The sequence below is a fragment of the Paenibacillus sp. FSL R7-0273 genome (assembly GCF_000758625.1).
Taxonomy (GTDB): Bacteria; Bacillota; Bacilli; order Paenibacillales; family Paenibacillaceae; genus Paenibacillus_AQ.
Genome location: NZ_CP009283.1, coordinates 5754021 through 5777500 on the forward strand (window position 1 = coordinate 5754021; position 23480 = coordinate 5777500).

Annotated in this window: 16 protein-coding genes, 6 tRNA genes and 2 rRNA genes (1 of these 24 only partly in view); 2 read left to right on the forward strand and 22 right to left on the reverse strand. The window is 53.1% G+C overall.

The window, feature by feature from the left end:
- Positions 1-21 precede the first annotated feature (21 nt).
- Entirely contained in the window at positions 22-1050 is a 1029-nt protein-coding gene (locus R70723_RS24710) for a helix-turn-helix transcriptional regulator (RefSeq protein WP_039879238.1), read from the reverse strand.
- A 330-nt stretch (positions 1051-1380) separates the two neighbouring features.
- Between R70723_RS24710 and R70723_RS24715 the strand changes: the two genes are divergently transcribed.
- The gene (locus R70723_RS24715) at positions 1381-1608 is read left to right on the forward strand and encodes an aldo/keto reductase (RefSeq protein WP_039876399.1); all 228 of its coding nucleotides are present in this window, start codon (positions 1381-1383) and stop codon (positions 1606-1608) included.
- A 208-nt stretch (positions 1609-1816) separates the two neighbouring features.
- On the opposite strand, the gene R70723_RS24720 is transcribed toward R70723_RS24715, so the two are convergent.
- The 12 genes from R70723_RS24720 to R70723_RS24775 all read right to left on the reverse strand — a co-directional run bounded on the left by R70723_RS24720 (position 1817) and on the right by R70723_RS24775 (position 18567).
- Positions 1817-3631 carry a glycoside hydrolase family 35 protein gene (locus R70723_RS24720; RefSeq protein ID WP_039876401.1) on the reverse strand — a complete coding sequence of 605 codons (1815 nt, stop codon included), beginning with the start codon at positions 3629-3631 and terminating at the stop codon, positions 1817-1819.
- A 95-nt stretch (positions 3632-3726) separates the two neighbouring features.
- On the reverse strand, positions 3727-5121 hold the full coding sequence (locus R70723_RS24725; protein WP_039876403.1) for an ABC transporter substrate-binding protein: 1395 nt from the start codon (positions 5119-5121) through the stop codon (positions 3727-3729).
- Between the two features lie 140 nt (positions 5122-5261).
- Positions 5262-6098, reverse strand: a complete 837-nt coding sequence (locus R70723_RS24730; protein WP_039876406.1) for a carbohydrate ABC transporter permease — start codon at positions 6096-6098, stop codon at positions 5262-5264.
- A 19-nt stretch (positions 6099-6117) separates the two neighbouring features.
- Positions 6118-7056 (reverse strand): carbohydrate ABC transporter permease, encoded by a 939-nt coding sequence (locus R70723_RS24735; RefSeq protein WP_047171225.1) that lies wholly within the window; start codon positions 7054-7056, stop codon positions 6118-6120.
- 192 nt (positions 7057-7248) lie between these two features.
- On the reverse strand, positions 7249-8844 hold the full coding sequence (locus R70723_RS24740; protein ID WP_039876409.1) for a response regulator transcription factor: 1596 nt from the start codon (positions 8842-8844) through the stop codon (positions 7249-7251).
- Between the two features lie 21 nt (positions 8845-8865).
- On the reverse strand, positions 8866-10560 hold the full coding sequence (locus R70723_RS24745; protein WP_039876411.1) for a sensor histidine kinase: 1695 nt from the start codon (positions 10558-10560) through the stop codon (positions 8866-8868).
- A gap of 119 nt (positions 10561-10679) precedes the next feature.
- Complete coding sequence (locus R70723_RS24750) at positions 10680-12854, reverse strand: alginate lyase family protein (RefSeq protein WP_052421460.1); 2175 nt, start codon at positions 12852-12854, stop codon at positions 10680-10682.
- Positions 12841-13971, reverse strand: a complete 1131-nt coding sequence (locus R70723_RS24755; RefSeq protein WP_039876412.1) for a glycoside hydrolase family 88 protein — start codon at positions 13969-13971, stop codon at positions 12841-12843. The genes R70723_RS24750 and R70723_RS24755 overlap by 14 nt, the downstream gene beginning before the upstream one ends.
- Before the next feature lie 231 nt (positions 13972-14202).
- Positions 14203-14640, reverse strand: coding sequence for an L-fucose mutarotase (fucU, locus tag R70723_RS24760; RefSeq protein WP_039876413.1), 438 nt, complete (start codon positions 14638-14640; stop codon positions 14203-14205).
- Between the two features lie 21 nt (positions 14641-14661).
- Positions 14662-15312, reverse strand: a complete 651-nt coding sequence (locus tag R70723_RS24765) for a class II aldolase/adducin family protein (protein WP_039876416.1) — start codon at positions 15310-15312, stop codon at positions 14662-14664.
- A complete protein-coding gene (locus R70723_RS24770) occupies positions 15272-16774 on the reverse strand; it encodes a rhamnulokinase (protein WP_039879241.1) in 1503 nt (500 codons plus the stop codon). Before R70723_RS24770 ends, R70723_RS24765 begins: the two co-directional genes overlap by 41 nt.
- Positions 16775-16800: 26 nt before the next feature.
- The gene (locus R70723_RS24775; RefSeq protein WP_039876417.1) at positions 16801-18567 is read right to left on the reverse strand and encodes an L-fucose isomerase; all 1767 of its coding nucleotides are present in this window, start codon (positions 18565-18567) and stop codon (positions 16801-16803) included.
- Positions 18568-18903: 336 nt separating this feature from the next.
- Between R70723_RS24775 and R70723_RS24780 the strand changes: the two genes are divergently transcribed.
- Positions 18904-19698 (forward strand): DeoR/GlpR family DNA-binding transcription regulator, encoded by a 795-nt coding sequence (locus tag R70723_RS24780; RefSeq protein WP_039876419.1) that lies wholly within the window; start codon positions 18904-18906, stop codon positions 19696-19698.
- Here R70723_RS24780 and R70723_RS24785 read toward each other — a convergent pair.
- From R70723_RS24785 to R70723_RS24825, 9 genes are all read right to left on the reverse strand, one after another.
- Entirely contained in the window at positions 19667-20083 is a 417-nt protein-coding gene (locus tag R70723_RS24785) for a hypothetical protein (RefSeq protein ID WP_039876422.1), read from the reverse strand. The genes R70723_RS24780 and R70723_RS24785 overlap by 32 nt on opposite strands.
- A gap of 182 nt (positions 20084-20265) precedes the next feature.
- Positions 20266-20342: transfer RNA gene (locus R70723_RS24790), tRNA-Arg, on the reverse strand.
- 6 nt (positions 20343-20348) lie between these two features.
- Positions 20349-20423, reverse strand: a tRNA-Gly gene (locus R70723_RS24795).
- 57 nt (positions 20424-20480) lie between these two features.
- Positions 20481-20558: transfer RNA gene (locus tag R70723_RS24800), tRNA-Asp, on the reverse strand.
- A gap of 7 nt (positions 20559-20565) precedes the next feature.
- Positions 20566-20639 (reverse strand) — tRNA-Met (locus R70723_RS24805).
- A 17-nt stretch (positions 20640-20656) separates the two neighbouring features.
- A tRNA-Val gene (locus R70723_RS24810) sits at positions 20657-20732 on the reverse strand.
- Between the two features lie 68 nt (positions 20733-20800).
- Positions 20801-20875, reverse strand: a tRNA-Glu gene (locus tag R70723_RS24815).
- Between the two features lie 561 nt (positions 20876-21436).
- Positions 21437-21553: ribosomal RNA gene (rrf, locus tag R70723_RS24820) — 5S ribosomal RNA — on the reverse strand.
- Between the two features lie 215 nt (positions 21554-21768).
- Positions 21769-23480 (reverse strand): 23S ribosomal RNA (locus R70723_RS24825); it runs 1214 nt beyond the window's last position.

Here is a 23480-nt window from a genome sequence, read left to right on the forward strand (position 1 = left end):
TAACTAGCCTGCCGTGCCAATCTACTTGCAGAACACGCCATCTTCCTGCTGAACCGTATGCTCCAGACGCCAGCGGGCCGGCGTAGCCCCTTCCCATATCCTGAATGCGCGGTAAAATGAATTCTGATCCTCATAGCCGACCAGACAGGCGACTTCTTTAATGTCGAGCGAAGGATCTGACAGGTACTCCCTGGCCTGCTCATGCCTGGCTTGCGTCAGCAGCGCCTTGAAGCTTGCCCCATCCTCCCTCAGCCGCCGCTGCAGCGTCCGGTCACTCATGTTGAGCTCCCGGGCCACAGCCTGGATATCATAATGTCCGCCCATGAGGCTCCGCCTGATGATCCATTTTACTGTCTCTGCAACTGATGGGCTGCCCTGCTGCTCGTTCAATGTCCGGTCCAGCGCGGGTGTCAGTATAGCCAGCAGCTCTTCATTATAGGTGGTAAAAGGAAGGTCCAGGTCGCTGCGCCGCAGAATGAGCCGGTTCCTTCCCGTTCCGGTCTGTACAGGGCTCCCGAAATACGCCTCCAGCGCTGTTACATCAGCAGCCGGATGTGAGAACTCTACCCTGCGGGCTGTTATAGCCTGTCCTGTTCCCCTCCGGCCGAGCTCCAGAAGATACGCCAGCGTAACCCCGATCAGAATCTGCGGGATGGCTGACTCTGCATGCTGCCATTGCAGCTCAACCCTGCATTCCTCATCCGCCTCCGTTATAATCAGCTGCTCGGGCGGGCACATTTGTTTATATCTGGCCATGCGGTTGAGCGCATCACGGTAATCACGGGCATGATACGTGGCCAGCACATCCGGCGGATAGTGTACCGTTTCAAAAGATGTTACCAGCCCGGTGATCCCCTCTCCAATATCCGGAGCCAGCTCTTCAAAAGCCTGCCAGACCGCAAAATACTCTGCAGCACTAACCTTGGGCTCTTTAATGATCGAAAGCGGAAGCCGGGCCTGCCGGACTATCTCTGCGGGGGCAATTCCTAATTGCTGTACCCCCGACCAGAAGCCAAACGGGAATTTAATATATTTTTCGGTATGCAGCATCATACAGGATTCTCCTTATACAGCATGGCAATGCGTGTTTTATATAAAAGCATACTCTTTAACCTGTTCAAAAGTCTAACTTTGCCGGACCTTTTCCATACTTGTACCGGTTTATGATATTCTCTATAAATTACTGCTTGCCTTAATGTGTACATTAACCTTTAAGCTTTATAAAGCAAGCCGCCAGGGATACCTGATGTAAGCCGGAGAGGAGGATAATAAGCATGGCATTTTCTATAAAAGAAGCCTCTGACCGCCTGCTGCCGGGCCCACAAAATCCGTTATTACGAAAAAGAGGGGCTGCTTCCTTATATTCAAAGGGATTAGCATATGAAGCACAGAGAATTGGGAAACAGCGGAATTTCCGTTTCAGCAGTCGGACTGGGAGTTATGGGCATGTCACCCGGCATGTACGGGGAAACCAATGATGCGGAGTCTATTAAAACCATTCAGCACGCACTTGATATCGGGGTCACACTCTTTGACACTGCCGATGTATACGGAAACGGGCACAACGAGGAGCAGCTTGGAACAGCGGTCAAAGGCCGCGGCCATTGAACTGACAGCAGAGGAGCTGGCCCGCATTGAACAGGTAAGCCCCAAGGCGGGGTCCACGGAACCCGCTATATGAAAGAGCTGATGTCTCAGCTGAACGGCTGAGCCGCAGCTGTCCTATAAATCAGCAATCAGGGAGGCTGTACAGCTTATTGTAGCTGCAGAGCCTCCCTCTTCTCATGCTGCTTCCCTTTCAGGCAATTTTCTCAGCTTACTCTTCCTGCACAAAATTCAGTACCCGCTCGTCCACAGCGGCAGACTCACCGAGGTCAGGCACATCTGTGAGCACAATTTCCCGGTCTCCAGCCGGACCGTGCAGCTCCAGCAGAACAATTTCGTTACGGCCTTTGCGGAGCAGGGGACCCGGTATATACAAAGTGCGCTGCGGACCGGCCTTCCAGTACCTGCCAAGGTTAAAGCCGTTGATCCAGGCTATTCCTTTATTCCAGCCGTCAAACCGCAGGAACGTGTCCGCCACAGCCTCCGCATCAAAGGTTCCCCGGTAGAAGGCCGGGCGTTCCTCCGGCAGTATTACCGGTTCTTCTGAACTGACCTCATAATCCACCTGTTCCAGCACAGCCGGCTCCATCGGCAGCGTATAAATACTCCAGTTCGATTGGAACTGGTTATCGATCAGCACTCCTTCAGTAATGCCTTTTGGGTCCCGGAGCCACGGCCCATAGTTGATGCGTCCCATATTCTCAACCAGAATATCCAGCCTTGCCCCTTCAGGAGGAATATTCAGCTCGAGCGGCAGCGGATTCCACCTCTCTACTATACCAAGCAGCTTGCCGTCCAGAAAAACCTGGGCACGGTCATGAACCTCGCGCAGATGCAGCTTTTGACCGGTTCTTGGTCCTTTAATCATTGTGGAATACAGGATCAGGCCATATGCCTGATCCAGCTGCTCCATCGGCTGGACCGTGACCGATTGGGTGCGGCTGGCGGCCAGGGTATCCAGCTGCTTCAGCAGGTCCGCCGTTTCAGCCAGCCTTACCCGTCCATAAGCCAGTTTCGGAAGCGGCTCTGGAAGCGGGCAGCCTGCGTCGATACCGTGCTTCCCGAGCACCTGCCGGATCGCCCTGTATTTATCGGTCGGGTCACCCCATTCGGTCAACGGGGCATCGTAATCATAGCTGGTCACGGTCGGTTCATATCCTTCACCATGGTTGGCTCCGCTATAGAAGCCAAAATTGGTTCCGCCATGGAACATATAGAGATTCACCGAAGAGCCCTGCTCCAGCATTTCATCCAGTACCAGGGCAACATCCCCGGCTTCCCGGACATGATGGGGCTGCATCCAGTGGTCAAACCAGCCCAGCCAATATTCCATTACCATCAGCGGCTCGTCCTGCCGGTACTTCCGGTATTTGCCGAAAGACTCCGCGACCCGGGACCCGAAGTTGACAGTGGCATGCAGCCCTTCCACGGTGCCGCCAATCAGCATCTCATCAGTAGGTCCATCTGATGTGAACAGCAGGCAGTCTACCCCGCGCGAGATCAGCCCGTCGCGCACATATTCCAGATAAGCTGTATCATTGCCGTAACTCCCGTATTCGTTCTCCACCTGCACAGCCACAACAGGCCCGCCGTTCGTGCAGAGCAGAGGCACCAGCAGCGGAATCAGCACATCGTAATACCGGTCCACCTTCTCCAGATATTCAGCGTCCATGCAGCGCAGTCCCATCCCCGATTTCAACAGCCATGCTGGAAGCCCGCCAAATTCCCATTCCGCACAAATATACGGACTAGGACGGACAATGACATGCAATCCGAGCGCTCCCGCTATTTTAATAAAACCGGTGACATCGGCCATTCCGTCAAACCGGAAGCTTCCTTCCGCCGGTTCATGAAAATTCCAGGGGATATAGGTCTCGACTGTATTAAAGCCACAGGCCTTCAGCTTCAGCAGACGGTCGGCCCAGTACTCCGGAACAATCCGGAAATAGTGCAGCGCCCCGGACAATATCCGATGCTCCCGGCCATCCAGCAGGTATTTATGATCTTTCCATTCCAATCGGCTCAAGCTCGCCGCCCCCATTCTCCTGTAAGAACAGGAAAGCTCCGGAGCAGCCGGCAGGCTGTCCCCGAAGCTCTCTTGTTCTCCGTGTAATCACTAAGCTACTTGCTTTCCTTTTCATTAATAATTTTGCCTGCTTCGTCAACCATCCATTTCTGCACATCATCAATGGATTCGTCGCTGAGCATGAATTTGCTGAAGCCGTCATTGATTACCTTCGTCAATTCTGAAGTAGAAACGGTAATTACACTGGAAGCGTCCAGATACTGGATATCATCGCCGAATAGTGTATTCTGCAGGGACTCGACGTCGTACAGCTCCCTGTCTTCACCAATCAGACGGTCAAGCACGACTTGATTGTCTGCCTTCTTCCAGCCGGAGAATTCCAGTCTGGATTCCGAATCCGCTGTTGTCATATAACGCATCAGCTTAAAGGACGCTTCCTTATGCTTGGTGGTGGCGCCCATGACCACCTGGGTGCCGCTGGTAAAATATTTACCGCCTTCATAATCCTTCGGTTCAGCATTTGCCGGAGGCAGAGGAACCGGAGCAAAGGCCGTAGTGAAGCTGTGCGGATATTGCTCCTGATTGCCAGGGTCAGGAATGGTCCAGCTGCCCGTCAGTACCATAGCGGCTTCCTCATTAAAGAACTCGGTCCGGTAATTCAGCTTGGCCGCCAGCACATCAGCGTAAGGCTTGGCCGACTGATCGGCAGCCTCCATATCTTTCCGGAGCTGGAAAAAGTATTTGTAGGTCGGGTCTGCTAAAATTGTGGAGCCGTCATCATAACGGAACGGGTCCTTCATCACCGTCTGCGCCGGGGCATTCATGTATAGCTCCCATGTATGAAAGTATGTTCCGTAGCGCTTGTCTACCCCCTCGCCTTTGTTCAGCTTTTTGGCGTAATCGCGGTAGTCATCCCAGGTCCAGCCGTAGGCCGGCACCGGCAAACCGGCTTCGTCCAGAGCATCCTTGTTAAGCAGGACATAGTTAAAGCTTGAAGTAAGCTGCATGCCGTAGTACTGGTCATCGATTTTTGGATTGACGTAATATTCTTCCTCGGGAACAAGGCTGTTCTGTTCGTACAATTCATTAAGCGGCGACAGGGCCCCTCTTGTAGCCCGTTCATATACTGCACCCAGGTTCGGCAGTGCAACTACGTCTACCGCTTCACCTGAAGAGATCAGAAAGTCCAGCTTCTTCAGCATTTCAACAGAGTCTCCCGGTACCAGCACCACATGCTCTACCTTGATATCCGGATTCTGCTTCATAAAGTCTGCAAGCATGGCGTCGGTGCCCGCCGTTTGCGCTTCATTATCCCAGTTATAGTACTTGATGCTTACCGGCTCCGATGCGCTGCCCGGGTTACCGGCCGAGCCGCCGTTTGAGGCCTCCTGCGAGCCCGCTGAATTGCCCCCGCACCCGCTGACTGCAATGGCGCCGGTCAGCAATAAGGCCAGCGCTGCCGCTGCTCTGCGTTTTGACATTTGTTTCATCCTGTTTTCCCCCTTGACCGTAAATGGATGATGCTCCTCTTTGCTACCTTAGTATATCGGGCTGCCCTGACAGCCAAGTGTATAATTTTGAGGTGCAACGGGGAGATTTTTTACCTTCTTCGGACACCGCCCTGCAAGGTCTAGCCTTTCACCCCGCCCAGGGCTATCCCGTTAATGACCTGCTTCTGCATGACAATAAAGACTGCCAGCAGCGGAATGATTGCCGACAGGGCAGCCATCATCATAATGGCATAGTTGTTTGTGTAGTCGTCGCGGAACAGCGTAATCCCCAGCGGAATGGTATACAGCTTCTTGCTCATCAGGAAAATCAGCGGGTTCTGGTAATCGTTCCAGGTCCAGATGAATTTAATTATGGCTACAGTAGCAAGCACCGGTTTGCACAGCGGAATCATAATAGAAGCAAATGTGCGCAAATGTCCTGCCCCGTCAATCCGTGCAGCCTCAATGTATTCATCGCTGATGTCCATCATAAATTGACGGAGCAGAAAGGTAAAATAAATCGAGAACATACTCATCAGGATAATAGCCGCATGAGTATCGTACAATCCGAGCCAGCGGATAATCAGAAACCGCGGAATCAGCGTTGCCTGATCAGGAATAATCATAAAGGACAGCAGCGCCAGAAAAATCAGATTTCTGCCCTTGAAATGCAGCTTCGTCAGCCCGTAAGCAGACATTGAGGAGATAATAATGGTAAGCAGCGTCGTAATAACAGCTACCTTCAAAGAATTGAAGTAGAAATCGTAAAACGGCACCCGGCCCATCCACACCGCTTTGAAATTGTAAATGACATTGATATTATCGGGAATCCACTGGATCGGAAAACGCATAACATCCTTTTCAAATTTAAAGGCTGCAGAGACCATCCAGATCAGCGGGACCAGGAAAACTATGGACACAACCCCCATCACAAGGGTCAGAATCGATTTCGAGATATTTTTGCTTATGATTTGCATGTTTAATCCCTCCCTTATCCTAAGCTTGTTCGTTCCGCAGCTTCCAGGTCGCAACTGTAATCACACCGATAATTGCGAACAGAAGCCAGGAAATGGCCGAAGCATAGCCCATATCATAGTTGGTGAAGCCTTCTTCATAAATACGGTAGACAAGCACTGTCGATGAATTGTTCGGTCCGCCCTCGGTCAGGTAGGAAATAATATCGAATACCTTGAAGGAGCCGATCAGCATCGTAATGAGCAGGAAAAAGGTAGTCGGGCGCAGCAGCGGAACCGTAATCCGCAGAAATTTCCTGACCGGCGTCGCGCCGTCAATATCAGCCGCTTCATAAATTTCACTGGATATGTTAGTCAGGCCGGCTGTATAGATAATGATTGTATATCCCAGGCTCGCCCAGGTGCTGATAATGGCGATGGACAATAGCGAGGTGCTCGGATCTACCAGCCATTTGGGCGGCGAGTCAATGCCAAGCTGCATCAGCACCTGGTTAACCGGCCCCAGCGACGGATGCAGCAGCGCGCTCCATACAGCCGCGATGGCAATAATCGATGAGATATACGGGATAAAGAAGACAACCTTGAAATAGCTCTTCAAAAAAACACTGTTATTGATAACAACAGCCAGCACCAGTGCGACAGCGATGGGAACAGGCACCGTCATTACAGTGTAGAGCAGGTTATTCTTCAGCGCTTCAATGACTGCAGGGTCCCGGAACAGCTCGGCGTAATTCCCCAGCCCGATCCATTCGATGCCGGACACGCCGGACAGCATATCCCATTTGGAAAAGCTCAGATACAGCGAGAACCCCAGCGCGAACACATTCAATAGCAGCATGCCGATAATTTCAGGGGTCAGAAACAGCCAGCCGACCAGCGCTTCCTTCCGCTTCGGCGTCCAGAATTTTTTGCCTGCGGTCCGGTTTTGGCCGGTCAGTGCGGCTTTTTTTACAGCTTCCACATCGATCACCTCTAACTTGATTTGTTGAAATAATCATACGGGAAGGACCCCAATTTCAAGGGCCGGATTCTGACCGGTAACAGGTAAGATTTTGACCTTTTTGACAGGGGCTTAATCGGGAAAGGGGACATACAAACAGCCGCGCATATATGCGCGGCAGGTCATACGGAGGCAGGACTGGAGCTGAAGCATTCAGGGAGTCCGCCGGAGCTGCTTCTTCTGTTTGTAATCGCTTGGGGTCACTCCGATATATTTTTTGAAAACCTTGGAGAAGTAGGCCCTATCGGAATAGCCCAGGCCCATCGCCAGCATTTCCAGCGTCTGGCTTGAGTTTTTCAGCATATTGGCCGCAATTTTCATTTTGTACTGATGCACATAATCGGTGAAGCTTAGACCCGTCAGGCGCTTGAAATACCGGGAGAAATAGCTTGGATTCAGGTACAGATACTGTGCAATGTCAATAGAAGTAATATTCTCCGTCAGATGCTGGTCGATGAACGCCTGAATAACCTGAAGCCTCGGCTCACTTGCAGGTACAGGTGAAGAATACATCCCCTGCTCTCTTACAAGCTGCTCCATCCGTCCAAAGGCAAGCCCCAGCGTGTCCTCAGCGGTTCTTGCTTCGCCGAGATAGTAATAAATATCCTCATCCGGCTTCCGGCGCGCGAACAGCACCTCCGCACCGCGCATCAGCTGGATCAGCTCACCGATCCACTCCTCAGGCTCTGTCCTGCGGCTTAGCGCCTCCTGTCCGAACTGCTCCAGGACCAGACGGATAGCCTCAACCTCCTTCTCAAGGATAGCCTGCTCCAGCTTATAGCGGAACGGATCGGCAAATCCTTGAGGTGCCGGATAGAACATGTTCTCCAGCAGCTGGCCGCAGGGCGCCATAACAAGCTGTTCCGCGCTGTAGAACTCTGGCCGGCCCAGCCGGATTTGCTGATAGACCGCTCCGGCGGCCTGAAGCGCCAGCCGGTCCGATACCGCAACAATCTGCAGGGTAAGCTTGAGGTAGGCGGAGCTCTGGGCAATCAGCTCCTCCAGATAAGAATGAAAATATGCTGCATCGTTACCGGCCAGATTATGACGGTAATTGTACAGAATTATAAACTGCTCCTGTTCAATGAACGGGGTAATCCCTTCGTAGGACTCCGCAATTTCAAGCGCGATATTGTAGACCGCATAGCGGATAAGCGGCAGATTGCTCCGGTTGTAAAATGGCTCATAGGCACAGTAGCGGAGATTGACGATGCCCATCATAAACCAGGGATAGCTCCAGGATATTCCCAGCCGGGCGGCATGCGGACGGACCCGCTCCAGATCTGCGCCATCCACGATCATCTGCAGAAGCGCACGTCTCAGCAGCCCCCCGTTATTCGGCATGCTCTCCAGCTGGCTTCCCGCAATTCCTGATTTCAGGCGGGAAACCGATTTGCGCAGGCTTGCCTCCAGCTGCTCTGCAGACAGCTTGTCCTTAAGCAGATAGTCATCAGCATCCAGCCTTACCGCTGCCTGAGCGTAGTGAAAATCCTCATGGCAGGTCAGGAAGATAATCCTCACATCGGGCTTCATTGCTGTAAACTCTGCAGCCAGCTCAATTCCTGATTTCTTAGGCAGCCCGATATCTGTAATAACGATATCAGGCTGCGTCTCCCTGAATATATGGAGCGCCTTGGCGCTGGAATACGTGCTTCCGGCCACATGCAGGTCCAATTCCTCCCAGTTAATCATCTGCTGCAGCACCTTAAGCATTGGAATATCGTCATCGATCAGCATGACTCTGTACATAATGTTAACCTCCTGTGATCTTTAACGTTCCGGTACCGGAATACTGAGAACAGCCGAAATGCCGCCTTGTGCGTTTGTACACAGCTCCATCGCCGCACCCGGTCCAAAGGTCAGACGCAGCCGTTGTATCACGTTCCGCAAGCCGACTCTCCGGTAGGCGGCATACTCTTCCGATTCCGGGTCATTCAGCTGGCGGTTCAGTGCCACAAGCAGCTCTTCCTCCATTCCCCAGCCATTGTCGGCAATGATTATAGTGACGATGCCCTGCTCCCTGGATGCACTTAGCGCAATCCGGGGATTCTCACGGTCAACCAGGCCATGTACAATGGCATTCTCCACAAGCGGCTGAAGCACCAGCTTCGGGACAGCGAACTTCTCCAGATCAGGCGTCAGCCCGAATTCCAGCTGCAGCTCCATTTCATTGCGTACATTCATGATATCGGCATAATATCCGAGCAGCCGGCATTCCTCTTCCAGCGTAGAAGACTCACTAACCTTCAGGTAAGCACGGAGCAGGCCCATCAGCGAATCGATAACACTGCTGTGCAGCTGATCATCATTCAGGATCAGGCTGCATTTGATTGAATTCAGGGTATTGATCAGAAAATGCGGCCGGATTTGCATGAACAGGGCCTCCAGCTCAATTACCCGCTTCTGCTCCTGTTCCTGCTCGATATTGGCTATCAGCACCTCAATTTCATCCAGCATCAGGTTAAAGGAGGAGCCCAGCTCCGCAATATCATCCTTGCCGACGATATCCAGCCGCATGTCCCGGTTACCCATAGTGAACTGGCGAGCCACCCGCTGCAGCTTTCGGATCGGGCTGTGCAGCCTTTTCGCAAAGAAAAGCGAGATAATGGAGAACAGCAGGGTAAAGAGCAGCACCAGACCAATTCCAGTGTAAAATGCACGCGAAATCTGCCCGGTCAGCGCTTCCTCGGACGTTTCGTAGACGAGTGTCCAGTCTGTTTTGTCCAGTACCGTCTCCAGACGGAGCTTTGCGTCCGGCGTTTTCTCCGGCTGCAAAGCCATATCCGGGCTACCGGCGATCGGCACTCCGCTGCCGTCAAACAAGGCTGGCGAGCCAAACTCCACCCGGTTGAGCAGCTGCTCAAAATAAGACGTCCTGATAGCGATCAGCAGCACTGACGTATAAGGCTGTGATGCTCCCCCGCCGATGACTCTGGCGATATAATAAGTCCCCTTGCCATCCGCCTCATCCTTTAAAAGGCCAAGCCACTGCAGTACGGCAGGCCTGGAAGGGTCAACCTTAGCCAGCAGCTGATCCAGCCGCCCGCTCATTGCCTTCAGATTCTCTGAATCAGGCGAGATGACAAACCCTGCCCGGTTGACCAGATACATGCGGATGCTGTTATTTAAGGGCTTGGAGGTAATGAGTGAAAAGCTGTCCTTGATTTTCATAAACCGGGTATAGTCTGTGTATGTGTTTATCCGGGCGGTATCTGCAAAATTATCCAGTGAAGCACGGAGGCCGGTATCGTTAACAATATAATGCGAGGCAAAGGTCACATCATCAATGGTCCGCTCGATTTCTCCGGCAATAACATTCAGCATGCTGCTGTTGCTCAGCTGGAATTTCTCGATCATATTCTGCTTCAGCAGGGTATACGAGAAGACGGAAACAGCGAGGATCGGCAAAATAATGAACAGCAGAAACGACAGCTGGATTCTCCGGTAGTAGGTAAGTTTATGCATGCTCTGGCCTCTTTCGTTTCGGGTCATTTTCATCTATTGTAACAGCTCCCGGCAGCGGATGGACATCCCCGGGAGACCCCGGCCCTCAGGAAAAATGCTACGCTGCCTACCCATTAATACTACTTTATAACCCTGGCCTGGCTTCCGGGCTTGCCCGGCTCAATCACAACAACCTCCCCGAAGACCTGTATGCCTTCAACCACGAGTGAATCGGCATGCAGAGACGGCGGACGGTGGCAGATCAGCACGATCATCTCCGGTTGTCCGGGAAGCAGTATGCGGAACGCCTCTGCCTGTGCAGCCGTTACCAGCTCGCCGGTATAGCGGTATACCGGAACATTCTCCAGAAGCGGCAGCGCTGCTGAACCCGCCGGCAGCGGATACAGCAGCTGCGTGATGGACACAGTGCCGGATCCGGCTATTTCATAGACTGCACAGGAAGCGGCTTCAATCCGATTGTACTCGTACGACACGCTGCTCTCTTCCATTGTTGCGGCAAGCCCTGGATTGGCGGCAGGGATCACGCAAAGATTGGCTGAGTCAGCATTGCGGGTCAGGCATACTCCCGTATCCCGGGAAAGACTGACCTGTCCGGGAGGGAAATGAAAATACTGCCTGAAACGATGCTCCCCCGAGCAGTCAAAGGTGTCTATCAGCAGCCAGCAGTGCGGCTTGAGGAACAGAATCCGCCTGCGCGGATATACCGGGTCCTCCAGCCGGCGGTAGCCGTCATGGCTGGCCTCTGCGTAATCGAAATCCGGCTGTGAAATCCAGCGTACACCGGCAGGAAAGGCGATATGGCCGAACTCCCAGGTATCCAGGATTTCCGTAAAATCAGTCTCATCTACAACCGTTGTGTTATGGGCAGACGGACGCTTCAGCTTAGTCCGCAACGGCTCTTCATTGCTGTAGCTGTAGCGGCCCAGATCGGTAAGCAGCTCTTTGCCGTAGGCGTACAGATCGATATGCAGAGAATCGGCATGGCCATGCCCGCCGCCAAGCGGTGCACAGCGCAGCAGCAGGAACAATGCCTGCTCATCCCAGCCCGAACGCATGCAGTAATTGCCCGAATAAGGAAACGGCCGGGACAGCAGCGGCGGCAATTCGGGGCCAAGCCGTTCATACTGTCTCAGCCCCGCGGCGCCGAACAGCCAGGCATTGTCATAGCCGGGACAATCGCCGCCTCCGAAGCGAAGTACGGGATCCTTAAAAATAAGCGCGGCTGCCGCTATCACCGTCGAGATATCCAAGCTGTCGCTGTCCCCTGTCATCGTCTGACGCCGGTCCGGACGCGAGGCGTCCAGCGAAGCGCGGGCCATCCGGTGTACGGCGTCCGTTGCCGCTTCATCTGCCCGGAGTCCGCCGCTATGGCACAGATGCAGCATTTCCAGGTAACAGTGCAGCACTTCATGATGGTAGGTTGGCGACTGCTCCCAGTGCATTCCATCCGGAAGGATCTGCAGGGAGGCAGTGGCATTCATTCTCGCAAGCGCCAGAGCCGTCCACTCCCCCGACTGCCGGAATTCCGGCAGGAACCGGGCGATATGCAGCAGTCCGCAGGACTCCAGCACTCCCCAGTTGCTGATATTCTTCCATCCGTTAAACGATGCGGCCAGATACGCAGCATGGGTATGAAGGGACAGCAGGAACTTGCACAGCAGTTCCCCGGTAAGGAACGGGGAGTCCAGAATGTAGGAGACGGCCTTTGTCCAGTTCGTTCCCCGCAGGCCGGCTTCGATGCTGCGCCAGTTCAGCGAGCCCGCAGGATCTCCGGGCAGCGGATTGCGGTCAATCCAGTCTTCTATCTGCCGGCACAACCGCTCCGCATAACACTCACCGCCAGTGAGCACTGATGCCTGGCCCAAGGCAATCCAGTAGCGGTGGCGGTTCAGCATATAGGGCCATTCAACATCTCCGGACGGAACATGATTCCAGTCTATCTTCTCTGTAAAAACAACCGGGATGCGTGTTCGTTCCATATCCCAGGGAAACCGGAACAGAAAGGTCTGCTTCAGCACCTCATCAGCCGTGCGGAGCACCAGCCCGAGCTCCTCCGGACAATGCTCCCGGACGTATGCCGGGATAACAGTCCGGTCAGCATGAGCGGGAAAGCCCCCGGGTACCGGACGATTAATGAAATACGCCCGCAGCTCTGCCAGTGCCTCAGAGTACCGCTCATATCGAGCCGCTTCCTTCACCTTTTCCAAGCCGGGGTAATCAAGGTTCAACAGAGTCAACAAGGTTTCCATTGACGGCAAGTGATCTGCTTCCAAAGCTCCGCTATCCCCGCTCATACCAATAGCCTCCGATCCCATTCTCCAGTCTCAGCAATGCTTCCAGGTAGAAATAATCTCCCCAGATCATATACTCATCAGGCGCCTGACCTCCGCGGACATGATAAGAACCATGCTTAAGCAGCCCTTCCGCCTGCTCGTCGCCTATCGTGGAGTAATGCGACACCAGCGCTTCCATTGTGTTGAGCAGCCCGCTGCGTAAATAGGCATATCCGGGCTCTTTTTCATCCAAATGAGATAACAGCTCATGCAGTCCGGCAGCAGCGATGGCCGATGCGGAGCTGTCGCGGTACGGGCGCTCTGCATCCGGCGGCAGATTGAAGTCCCAGTAAGCCACCCCGTCCTCCGGCAGATGCTCAAGGAAATACCGGGCCATCCGTTTGGAGGTATCCAGGAACTGCGGATCGCCGGTTAAACGATACGACAGCGCAAAGCCGTAAATGCCCCAGGCCTGTCCCCTTGTCCACGTTGATCCGTTTGTGTATCCCTGATGAGTCGCGCCTCCAATGGGCTCCCCGGTCTCCTGATTGAAGAAAAAGGTATGATACGAGCTGGCGTCACCCCTCACCAGATAACGCCGGCTTTTGTTAGCCTGAAGCTCTGCCGCCGTCTTATAAACCGGCTTCCCGGTTTGCTCCGAGGCCCAGTAGAGCAGAGGCAGATTGAGCAGGCAATCAATAATAATCCGCCCGCCTTCCGCAGTATCACCTTCCGGGCCCCAGGCCTGAAAGTATTCTCCCTGCCTGCGCCAGCGGGCCATCAGGCAGTCTGCTGCCAGCAGTGTCAGCTCACGCGCATTTGTATCGCGTTCCACAATCCACTGCGCTTTGGAGGACAGTGAATACAGGAAGCCGATATCATGATGGTCGAGCACGATTCCCTGCTCCATTCGGCTGCGGAAGCTGTCAACCGTTTTCCTGGCTGCGTCAAGAAGCCGCCTGTCTCCCGAATATTCATAACCAAGCCACAGCATTCCGCTCCAGAAGCCGTTGGTCCAATCCTCGTTCTCAATCAATGAATACTGCCGGCCATTTCCTACATGGGGGTAACGGTCTCCGAAACGGCCGATATTGCGCTGTATTTTGACGATGGCATCCTCAATTGCATGCTTCCACATTATATCTCTCTCCCTCACTCACACTGCGTTTGCCTTATCGTAAGAGATTGGGGCACCCGCGGAGTAGATAACTTTTGCCGGGAGTGTGTATAATTTTGACTTCTTTTCTGCTCTTTCGGCTCTGCACAATCAAAAAAAGGCCACAGCACGTGGACATGTCCGCTGTGGCCTCGCTATTTTCAATTAAAATCCGGTCTTCATAGCATCATTCCAGAGGACAGATGAATTTTCTTAGCAGCCCTCTGCTGTAACAACACCCTTTTTAATAATGATATTGCCGTAAAGAGCCTCTTCCCCCGTAACCACAATAGCGTAGCTCTGCCTGGAGCGGCTGTAAAAGTCAAAACGCTCCTCATATTCAACCGTCGCCGACCCGTCATGCTTCGCAAAAATAGCTTCATACACGGACCAGACCTCCGGCACTGACGGATCACCCTCCACTACAGCCATAAAAGCCGCCTGATGCGGCACATAATGATCCAGCGGCAGCAGCTCAAGGACCGCATCAAGCAGGGCAGGGATTCCCACCCCGTCGTATCTCAGCACTCTGTTATGCAGGGAATGACCCGGAAAATGGGCATCCGCCAGCACCAGCTCATCCCCGTGGCCCATCTCCATCAGCACGCGGACCAGCTCAGGGGACAGCAGCTTAGGGATTTTCTTCAGCATGCGGCTCCTCCCTTGACGACCCTACATCCCATAAAAAGACCTCAGGGCAACCAGCTCATCAATCCGGTTCTGCGGCAGCTCGCGCTCCCCCTTGATCATCCGGGTAATGAACGTCAGCTTTGCTGTGTATTCGAGCCGCTCCATGTTCATGTAGGCGCTCATAACATCCTTGCCCCAGGTCAGGGCGCCGTGGCTTTCCAGCAGGACGGCCGTTTTCTTGCCCAGGAACGGGATCAGCGAATCCGGGATTTCTTCCGTAGAAGGTGTCCCGTAAGCCGCCAGTGGAATATCTCCCATTGCTATGACCGACTCCGGCATCATCATTTTATCCAGCGGCTCACCCTTGATCGCAAAAGCTGTCGCATAAGGCGGATGGGCATGCACCACCCCGTTCATTTCGGGCAGCTCATTATAGATCCGCAGATGCATCTTCACTTCAGTGGAAGGGCGGTAGCCCTCGGCTGCTTCAAGGATCTCTCCCTGCAGATTGACCTTAACGAGCATATGAGGCTGCAGATAGCCTTTGCTGACTCCGGTCGGTGAAGCAAGAACTTCGGTTTCGGACAGACGGGCCGAAATATTCCCGTCATTGGCGGCGATAAAATCCTTGTTGAACAAATTTCTGCCGATATCACAGATCAGCAGGCGCAGCTCCTGTTCTTTCTGGTTCATGGTAACTCTCCTTTGTCTGGACGGATAATGACGGATAATAATGGTTGAGCGTGCAGGACTGTGCTACAAGCTCTCTGAGCGCAGCAGCCCTAACTGCTCCTATAGCGGCTAACTGTACAGCTATATTACCGATCGCGCTGGCTTCGGCAGGCCCGGCGATAATCTCTTTTCCGGTGGCCTCAGCCGTAAGCTGGCACAGCAGCTCATTGCGGATGCCTCCGCCCACCATGTGGATTGTGCGGATGCTCTGTCCGGTCAGCGTCTCCAGCTCACTTATTGTTTGGGCATAAGCCGAGGCAAGGCTCTGCAGAATGGTCAGAATAACCTCGCCCTTACTTTCCGGCGGCTGCTGGGCGGTACGGGTACAATAGGCTGCAATCCGGCCGGGCATATCCCCCGGCGTGCTGAACAGGACATCATCCGGATCTATGACAGCCGCAGCATAACCTTCGCTACGCGCTTCTGCGGCAAGCCGGACCGCCTCCTGATGAGACACCGGCTCACCCGCCTGCGCCCAGCCTCTTTGCGTCTCCTGCAAAATCCACAGCCCCGTAATATTCTTCAGCAGCCGGTTTCCGCCGCCGAAGCAGCCCTCATTGGTAAACCCGAATTCACGGGCCTGATCCGTCAGCACCGGCTGCTCTGTCTCCATGCCTGCCAGGGACCACGTCCCGCAGCTGATAAAAGCGGCCGTCTCTGCTCCCGGTCCATAGGGAATGGAAGCCACCGCAGATGCCGTGTCATGGGAAGCCCCGGCAATGACCTGCAGCGGGCCTATGCCAAGCTCCTCCTGCAGCGCGGGCAGCAGCTGGCCGGTCACGGTTCCGGCAGGAACCAGCTCCGGAATCAGCCTGAGCGGAAGCCGCAGCCGGTTCATCACCTTGGCGGAAGGAGCAACTGATCCGGCGGCCAGCAGACCGCTGGTGCTCCAGATCGTCTGCTCCCCGGCTGCAGTGCCGGAGAGCAGATAATGGAACAGATCCGGCATCAGCAGCATCCGGTCTGCTGTCTCCCTTAGCCAGGGACTCTCCTCCAGATCCGCGAACAGCTGATACACCGTGTTAATTCTGGCTGACTGATTGCCCGTCAGCTTAAACTGCTCATCCGGCGGCAGCAGCTCCTCAAGAATAGGAGCGTATGCAGCTGTCCGCTGGTCCCGGTAATGATGCGGGGCGTACAGCAGCTGCCCCTTCCGGTCAATGAAGCCGTAGTCGACGCCCCAGGTATCCACGCTCACGGAGGTCAAAGTCCCGTGCTCTCTGGCCGCCTTGCGTATTCCCTGCTTCATTTCATAAAACAGCTGCAGCACATCCCAATACAAATGCCCGTGCAGCTCAACCGGCTGATTGGCAAACCGGTGAACCTCCTCCACCTCAATACGTTTGCCGTCATACAGGCCCAGCATGACCCTGCCCGAGCTCGCTCCCAGGTCCACTGCGAGCAGCTTGATTGTTTCATCCATATCCCGCACCTGCTTTACCTCCGATTTTAGTACAGCGGTCCGAAGTTACGGCAGGCCCGGTAATCTGCACTCTCCAGATCCTCTGTTCCGAACAGGGACCACACGCGCGGTCTGAAAATCCGTTCCTCCTCCACATTGTGCATGCTGACCGGAATCCGCAGGATGGAAGCCAGCGTAATCAGATCTGCACCGATATGCCCGTAGCTGATGGCGCCATGGTTAGCTCCCCAGTTGTTCATGACATCATAGACGGTTTTGAACGAGCCCTGATCCGTCAGCTTAGGAGCAAACCAAGTCGTCGGCCAGGTCGGGTCGGTCCGCTCATCCAGCGTCTTATGCACTTCTTCAGGGAGTTCGACAGTATAACCCTCCACAAGCTGAAGCACGGGACCAAGCCCCTTAACCAGATTTAGCCGGGCCATCGTTACAGGCATTCCGCCCTTTGTTAAATAATCAGTGGAGAAGCCGCCCCCGCGGAAATATTCCTGCGAAGCCGGACGGAACTGAGTCTCTGCTATACAGCGCTCCGCCTCCTCATCCGTAATCTCCCAAAACGGCTTAATCGCAGGCTTCCCGTCCACACTCTGCTGTCCCGTTCCATCCAGCGCTGCAGAGCCCGAATTGATCAGATGCAGCAGCCCGTGCGCCGCCTCTCCTTCCAGCTTATATCCGGTCACCCTTTCAACCGCAGCAGGGCTCCAGAACGTACGTACATCAGCAAAAATCTGTGCCGTATTCGTAAGCAGATAGTTGAACAGCATCGTTACCCCGTTCAGGCTGTCATTCTCAGTAGCCACAATATACGGAGCGCGCCGGCCGTTCCAGTCAAAGGAGGAATTTAGAATCGTCTCCATGAAATCCCCGTTAGGAAAATGATCCGTCCACTGCCGCTGGCCCTGGAAGCCCCCGACGATCGCGTTATGACCGTTAGCCTCCTCCTCAAAGCCGAGCTCAGCCAGCCGCGGGTTACCGACCATGAGGTCACGCGCGATGAGCGTCATTTTGACACAGGTCTCCCACTGCTGCTCCTTCATTTCATCGCTGATCTGCAGATGCTGCGGATTATTGTCCGCGCCGGTGATGCATTTTTCCTTAACCCAGGCCAGCGCCTGTGCAAATTCGTCTTTATCATAAATCTCTTCCTCGAACCGGCGCACGTATTCGGACATATCGATATATTCATTCCGCATGCCCAGGTAATCCTGGAAGAACTGTTCGTTCACAATCGAGCCGGCAATCCCCATCGAGACGGAGCCCATCGACAGATACGATTTACCTTTCATCAGCGCTACTGCCATAGCAGATTTGGCGAACTGCAGCAGCTTTGCCTGCACATCTGCAGGGATCTCTTCACTGCTGGATTCCTGTACATCCTCCCCGTAAATCCCGAACGCCGGAATTCCCTTTTGCGCATATGCAGACAGAACAGCCGCCAGATAAACTGCCCCCGGGCGCTCCGTTCCGTTAAATCCCCAGACAGCATGCGGAATCGTTGCATCCATATCCATCGTTTCCGAGCCATAACACCAGCAAGGGGTTACTGTAATCGATACGCCGACATTCTGTCCGGCAAATTTCTGTGCGGCAGCCGCTGCTTCCTTAACACCGCCGATCGTCGAATCAGCGATAACGCACTCTATAGGAGACCCGTCCGGATAAAAAAGCTTTTCCGCAAGAAACTTAGCCACCCGCTCTGCCATTCCCATAGTCTGGGCCTCCAGCGATTCACGGACACCGCGTCTTCTTCCATCAATCGTAGGCCGGATTCCAATCTTCGGATAATTTGTTGCCACTGCTGTTCCTCCTCAAATGAATTGGTTGGATATTACGGCAGATCCTTGCAGACGTGAATCCAGTCCCCTTTTAAAGCGCTGTCATGAAGGTGTTGTGAGACTGCCCCATCCCGTGCCGCCTGATCCCGTACTAGATATTAAAATTAAGTTCATGTTTATCATAGAGTCGAAACGATGCAAAGTCAACAACAAACCACATATTTTTAATATATTTATGTGGTATTATGTGATATTTTAATAATTAATTGTGGATTCACGTGTGAATTCTGACTATCTTGCGCTCAAATGTAGTACACTATGAATAATATATGATTTTGTAGACAAGGGTGGGTAAGCATGAAGGCATTTGAACGGAGAGATTTGATCATTAACGAGCTGTACCGGCATAAAAAAGTGCATGTCGCTGACCTCGCGCAAAAATTCCAGGTGTCCGAGGAAACCATCCGCCGCGATCTGGACAAGCTGGATAAGGAAGGCCTGGCCAAAAAAAACTACGGAGGAGCCATACTAAACGCCCATACCAACGAAGACCCCTCCTACGCAAGCAGGCATCAGGTCAACCTGGAGGCTAAAAGCATTATCGCATCGAATGTGCTGGATCTGATCAATGACGGGGACAGCCTGATGACAGATACAAGCACAACAGCTTTTGAAGCTCTGCGCAAAATCACCGAATCCAAGCACAACCTGACCATCATCACCAATTCACTCGCTGTTCTATCTGAATTCCAGCATTCCGGCCATAAGCTGATTTCTACCGGAGGTACACTGGGACCGGAGACCAGCTCCTTCGTCGGCCCCACCGCCTCCCAGACCATCCAGAAGTACAATGTGGACGTCGCCCTGTTCAGCTGTAAAGCACTGTCGATGACCGGAGGGCTCAGTGATTCCAACGAGGAGGAGAGCGAGCTGAAGATTCTGATGCAAAAGCAGGCCAGCAAGGTCGTACTGCTCGTTGACCATTCCAAATTTGACCGGATTGCCTTCATTAAGCTGTTCAGCTTCGATAAAGTCGATTATATTGTGACTGATCAGAAGCCTTCTGAGGAATGGATCAGCTTTCTCAACAGCTATCAGGTATCCGTACTATACAGTGCACCTACTGATGAAATACAACCAGCAAAACAATAAAAACGATGCTCAGCAGGCCGAACAGCTCTGCCACATCTTCCCTGGACCATTTCCTCCGTACGAAAACGATTGAGGGTTGAGCAAGACCAGCTATCAGGTACAGCAGGGACAGCAGCAAGCCAAAGCTCATCAGCGAAAATAAGGGATTGTCTGCACGGGGTACCCCAATGAAAACCACCAGTAATATCAAGACCGTCAAGAGCCGCAGCACCCAACGGAAAAACAGAATCACCGGTCCGGGTTGGGGAGGCAGAACGTTTTCGTTCACTTCCTCAACTCTGGATTGCTCCTCCTTTAATGCCCGCTCCCATGCCTCCGGGTTTTCTTTGCGTATTTTATGCATTTGATTAGCATTATCGATGCGCCGCTTTATGCTCTTGAACATACAAAAGCCTCCTCTTCTGCATTTTGGCCGCTTTCCGCTTTAATACGCTTTCTCTAATATAAAAAGAACGGAATGGTAAAATTACTTTAATAGTAATTCACCATTCCGTTTCACTGCAAATAATAAAGTTATTCAGACAAAAAAAATAGCCTCTCCGGAGAGATGCTTCTGTTAAGTAAATATGGCGCGCCCTGAGAGATTCGAACTCCCGACCTTTTGATTCGTAGTCAAACGCTCTATCCAGCTGAGCTAAGGGCGCAAATATTGGAGCGGACGACGGGAATCGAACCCGCGACCCTCGCCTTGGCAAGGCGATGCTCTACCGCTGAGCCACGTCCGCACACGGTATGTATTTCTGCAATTCCATAGGCTTGTCAGACTATAAACAAAGTACTAATGGCGGAACCGACGGGATTCGAACCCGCGATCTCCTGCGTGACAGGCAGGCATGTTAGGCCAACTACACCACGGTTCCAAATGAATTGCGGGGGCAGGATTTGAACCTGCGGCCTTCGGGTTATGAGCCCGACGAGCTACCGGGCTGCTCCACCCCGCGTCAGTAAAAGATATATATGGTGGAGGCTGAGGGGATCGAACCCCCGACCCTCTGCTTGTAAGGCAGATGCTCTCCCAGCTGAGCTAAGCCTCCATGGAAGAAGCAACTTAATGATCTTACCATACATTGGTTACAAAAGCAAACTCTTTTTTTAAAATAAATGGTGACCCGTAGGGGATTCGAACCCCTGTTACCTCCGTGAAAGGGAGGTGTCTTAACCCCTTGACCAACGGGCCATATCAACATTGTTGTTTGTGACAACAAAAAATATTATATCACATATAAATAGGAAGTGCAATAGATTATTCAATAATTTTATGATAGCTGCCGAAAGCACTCTTACACTTGATGGGGCCTATGAAGGGAACCGAGTATTTGAAGCCTATCTTAACCTACTGTCTCTGCCCACCTCCATGTCATACTCTTCTGAGGTGCTATCCCTCTGCCGGTCTAAGCAGCCCGCAGGAGCTCTCCTGCTCCTTCATTGGAGCTAACGGACTCAAGAAGCCAATATCCCTCTAGGATGGACTCAATGGCTGTGCTAACGGACCGTAGCGCTCTTATTGTCACTGCAGCAGCCGAATTTTGGGGATATTTCCTTAGATAAGAGCACTAGTGTCCGTTAGAATTTAAAAACATCACTTATGCTGAAAATAAAGGCTGTTCAGTCCGTTAGAGATAAGAGCACAACTACAGAGTCTTGCCAGCATCTAGCCATTACTTGTCGTACCCATAATATCTACTTAATTCTTAACACAAACAAAAAACCACCGCTGTAATCAGCAGTGGTCTTAAGTGCTTGGCGGCGTCCTACTCTCCCAGGACCCTTCGGTCCAAGTACCATCGGCGCTGGAAGGCTTAACGGTCGTGTTCGGGATGGGTACGCGTGGAACCCTTCCGCTATCGCCACCAAACGGGCATTTGCAGTACAAATGCATAATACAGGTATCAGCATCGCCAAATGCTGAATAATCAATCTTCATCATCAGGCCGCTTGTGCCTTCTGAATCAGAACTTGATTCCTGAAAACTGAATCCGAAACGAAGATGCGTTCGCCCTTGTTACGGGGCCCCCGGAAAGTAATCGGAATCGGCTTCGTCAGCCTCTTCTTCACTTTTTGGGGTAGCTTTTGGATAAGCCCTCGACCGATTAGTATTGGTCAGCTCCATGCATTGCTGCACTTCCACCTCCAACCTATCTACCTCGTCGTCTTCAAGGGGTCTTACTAATTGGGAAATCTCATCTTGAGGGGGGCTTCACGCTTAGATGCTTTCAGCGCTTATCCCGTCCGTACGTAGCTACCCAGCCATGCTCCTGGCGGAACAACTGGTGCACCAGCGGTACGTCCATCCCGGTCCTCTCGTACTAAGGACAGCTCCTCTCAAATTTCCTGCGCCCACGACAGATAGGGACCGAACTGTCTCACGACGTTCTGAACCCAGCTCGCGTACCGCTTTAATGGGCGAACAGCCCAACCCTTGGGACCTACTTCAGCCCCAGGATGCGATGAGCCGACATCGAGGTGCCAAACCTCCCCGTCGATGTGGACTCTTGGGGGAGATAAGCCTGTTATCCCCAGGGTAGCTTTTATCCGTTGAGCGATGGCCCTTCCATGCGGTACCACCGGATCACTAAGTCCGACTTTCGTCCCTGCTCGACTTGTAGGTCTCGCAGTCAAGCTCCCTTATGCCTTTGCACTCTTCGAATGATTTCCAACCATTCTGAGGGAACCTTTGAACGCCTCCGTTACTCTTTAGGAGGCGACCGCCCCAGTCAAACTGCCCGCCTGACACGGTCCCCGTACCCGTTAAGGGCACCAGGTTAGAACCTAGATACGATCAGGGTGGTATCCCAACGGCGCCTCCACAGAAGCTTGCGCTCCTGCTTCTACGGCTCCCACCTATCCTGTACAGATCGTACCCAAATTCAATATCAAGCTGCAGTAAAGCTCCATGGGGTCTTTCCGTCTTGTCGCGGGTAACCTGCATCTTCACAGGTATTAAAATTTCACCGGATCTCTCGTTGAGACAGCGCCCAAGTCGTTACGCCATTCGTGCGGGTCAGAATTTACCTGACAAGGAATTTCGCTACCTTAGGACCGTTATAGTTACGGCCGCCGTTTACTGGGGCTTCGGTTCATAGCTTCGGATTGCTCCTAACCACTCCCCTTAACCTTCCAGCACCGGGCAGGCGTCAGCCCGTATACTTCGCCTTGCGGCTTCGCACAGACCTGTGTTTTTGCTAAACAGTCGCTTGGGCCTTTTCACTGCGGCCCCCTCGGGCTATTCACCCTACCGAGGCACCCCTTCTCCCGAAGTTACGGGGTCATTTTGCCGAGTTCCTTAACGAGAGTTCTTCCGCGCGCCTTAGAATTCTCTTCTCGCCTACCTGTGTCGGTTTGCGGTACGGGCACCTTCTCCTGGCTAGAGGCTTTTCTTGGCAGTGTGAGATCATGACCTTTGCTACTGTAATTTTCGCTCCCCATCACAGCCCAGCCTTACGATGTGCGGATTTGCCTACACACCAGCCTCACTGCTTAGACGGACATCCATCAGTCCGCGTCACTACCCTCCTGCGTCACCCCATCGCTCATAGCGGATTACGGTGGTACAGTAATTTCAAACTGTTGTCCTTCGACTACGCCTATCGGCCTCGCCTTAGGTCCCGACTTACCCTGAGCGGACGAGCCTTCCTCAGGAAACCTTGGGCTTTCGGCGGATCAGATTCTCACTGATCTTTTCGTTACTCATACCGGCATTCTCACTTGTATGCTGTCCAGCGCTCCTTACGGTACACCTTCAACCTACATACAACGCTCCCCTACCCCAGATGCAAAGCATC

Bases quoted from the DNA above. Each gene is read 5' to 3' on its own strand.
- R70723_RS24710 (WP_039879238.1), bottom strand. From the start codon at position 1,050: ATGCTGCATACCGAAAAATATATTAAATTCCCGTTTGGCTTCTGGTCG.
- R70723_RS24715 (WP_039876399.1), top strand. From the start codon at position 1,381: ATGAAGCACAGAGAATTGGGAAACAGCGGAATTTCCGTTTCAGCAGTC.
- R70723_RS24725 (WP_039876403.1), bottom strand. From the start codon at position 5,121: ATGAAACAAATGTCAAAACGCAGAGCAGCGGCAGCGCTGGCCTTATTG.
- R70723_RS24730 (WP_039876406.1), bottom strand. From the start codon at position 6,098: ATGCAAATCATAAGCAAAAATATCTCGAAATCGATTCTGACCCTTGTG.
- R70723_RS24740 (WP_039876409.1), bottom strand. From the start codon at position 8,844: ATGTACAGAGTCATGCTGATCGATGACGATATTCCAATGCTTAAGGTG.
- R70723_RS24745 (WP_039876411.1), bottom strand. From the start codon at position 10,560: ATGCATAAACTTACCTACTACCGGAGAATCCAGCTGTCGTTTCTGCTG.
- R70723_RS24750 (WP_052421460.1), bottom strand. From the start codon at position 12,854: ATGAGCGGGGATAGCGGAGCTTTGGAAGCAGATCACTTGCCGTCAATG.
- R70723_RS24755 (WP_039876412.1), bottom strand. From the start codon at position 13,971: ATGTGGAAGCATGCAATTGAGGATGCCATCGTCAAAATACAGCGCAAT.
- fucU (WP_039876413.1), bottom strand. From the start codon at position 14,640: ATGCTGAAGAAAATCCCTAAGCTGCTGTCCCCTGAGCTGGTCCGCGTG.
- R70723_RS24765 (WP_039876416.1), bottom strand. From the start codon at position 15,312: ATGAACCAGAAAGAACAGGAGCTGCGCCTGCTGATCTGTGATATCGGC.
- R70723_RS24770 (WP_039879241.1), bottom strand. From the start codon at position 16,774: ATGGATGAAACAATCAAGCTGCTCGCAGTGGACCTGGGAGCGAGCTCG.
- R70723_RS24780 (WP_039876419.1), top strand. From the start codon at position 18,904: ATGAAGGCATTTGAACGGAGAGATTTGATCATTAACGAGCTGTACCGG.
- R70723_RS24785 (WP_039876422.1), bottom strand. From the start codon at position 20,083: ATGTTCAAGAGCATAAAGCGGCGCATCGATAATGCTAATCAAATGCAT.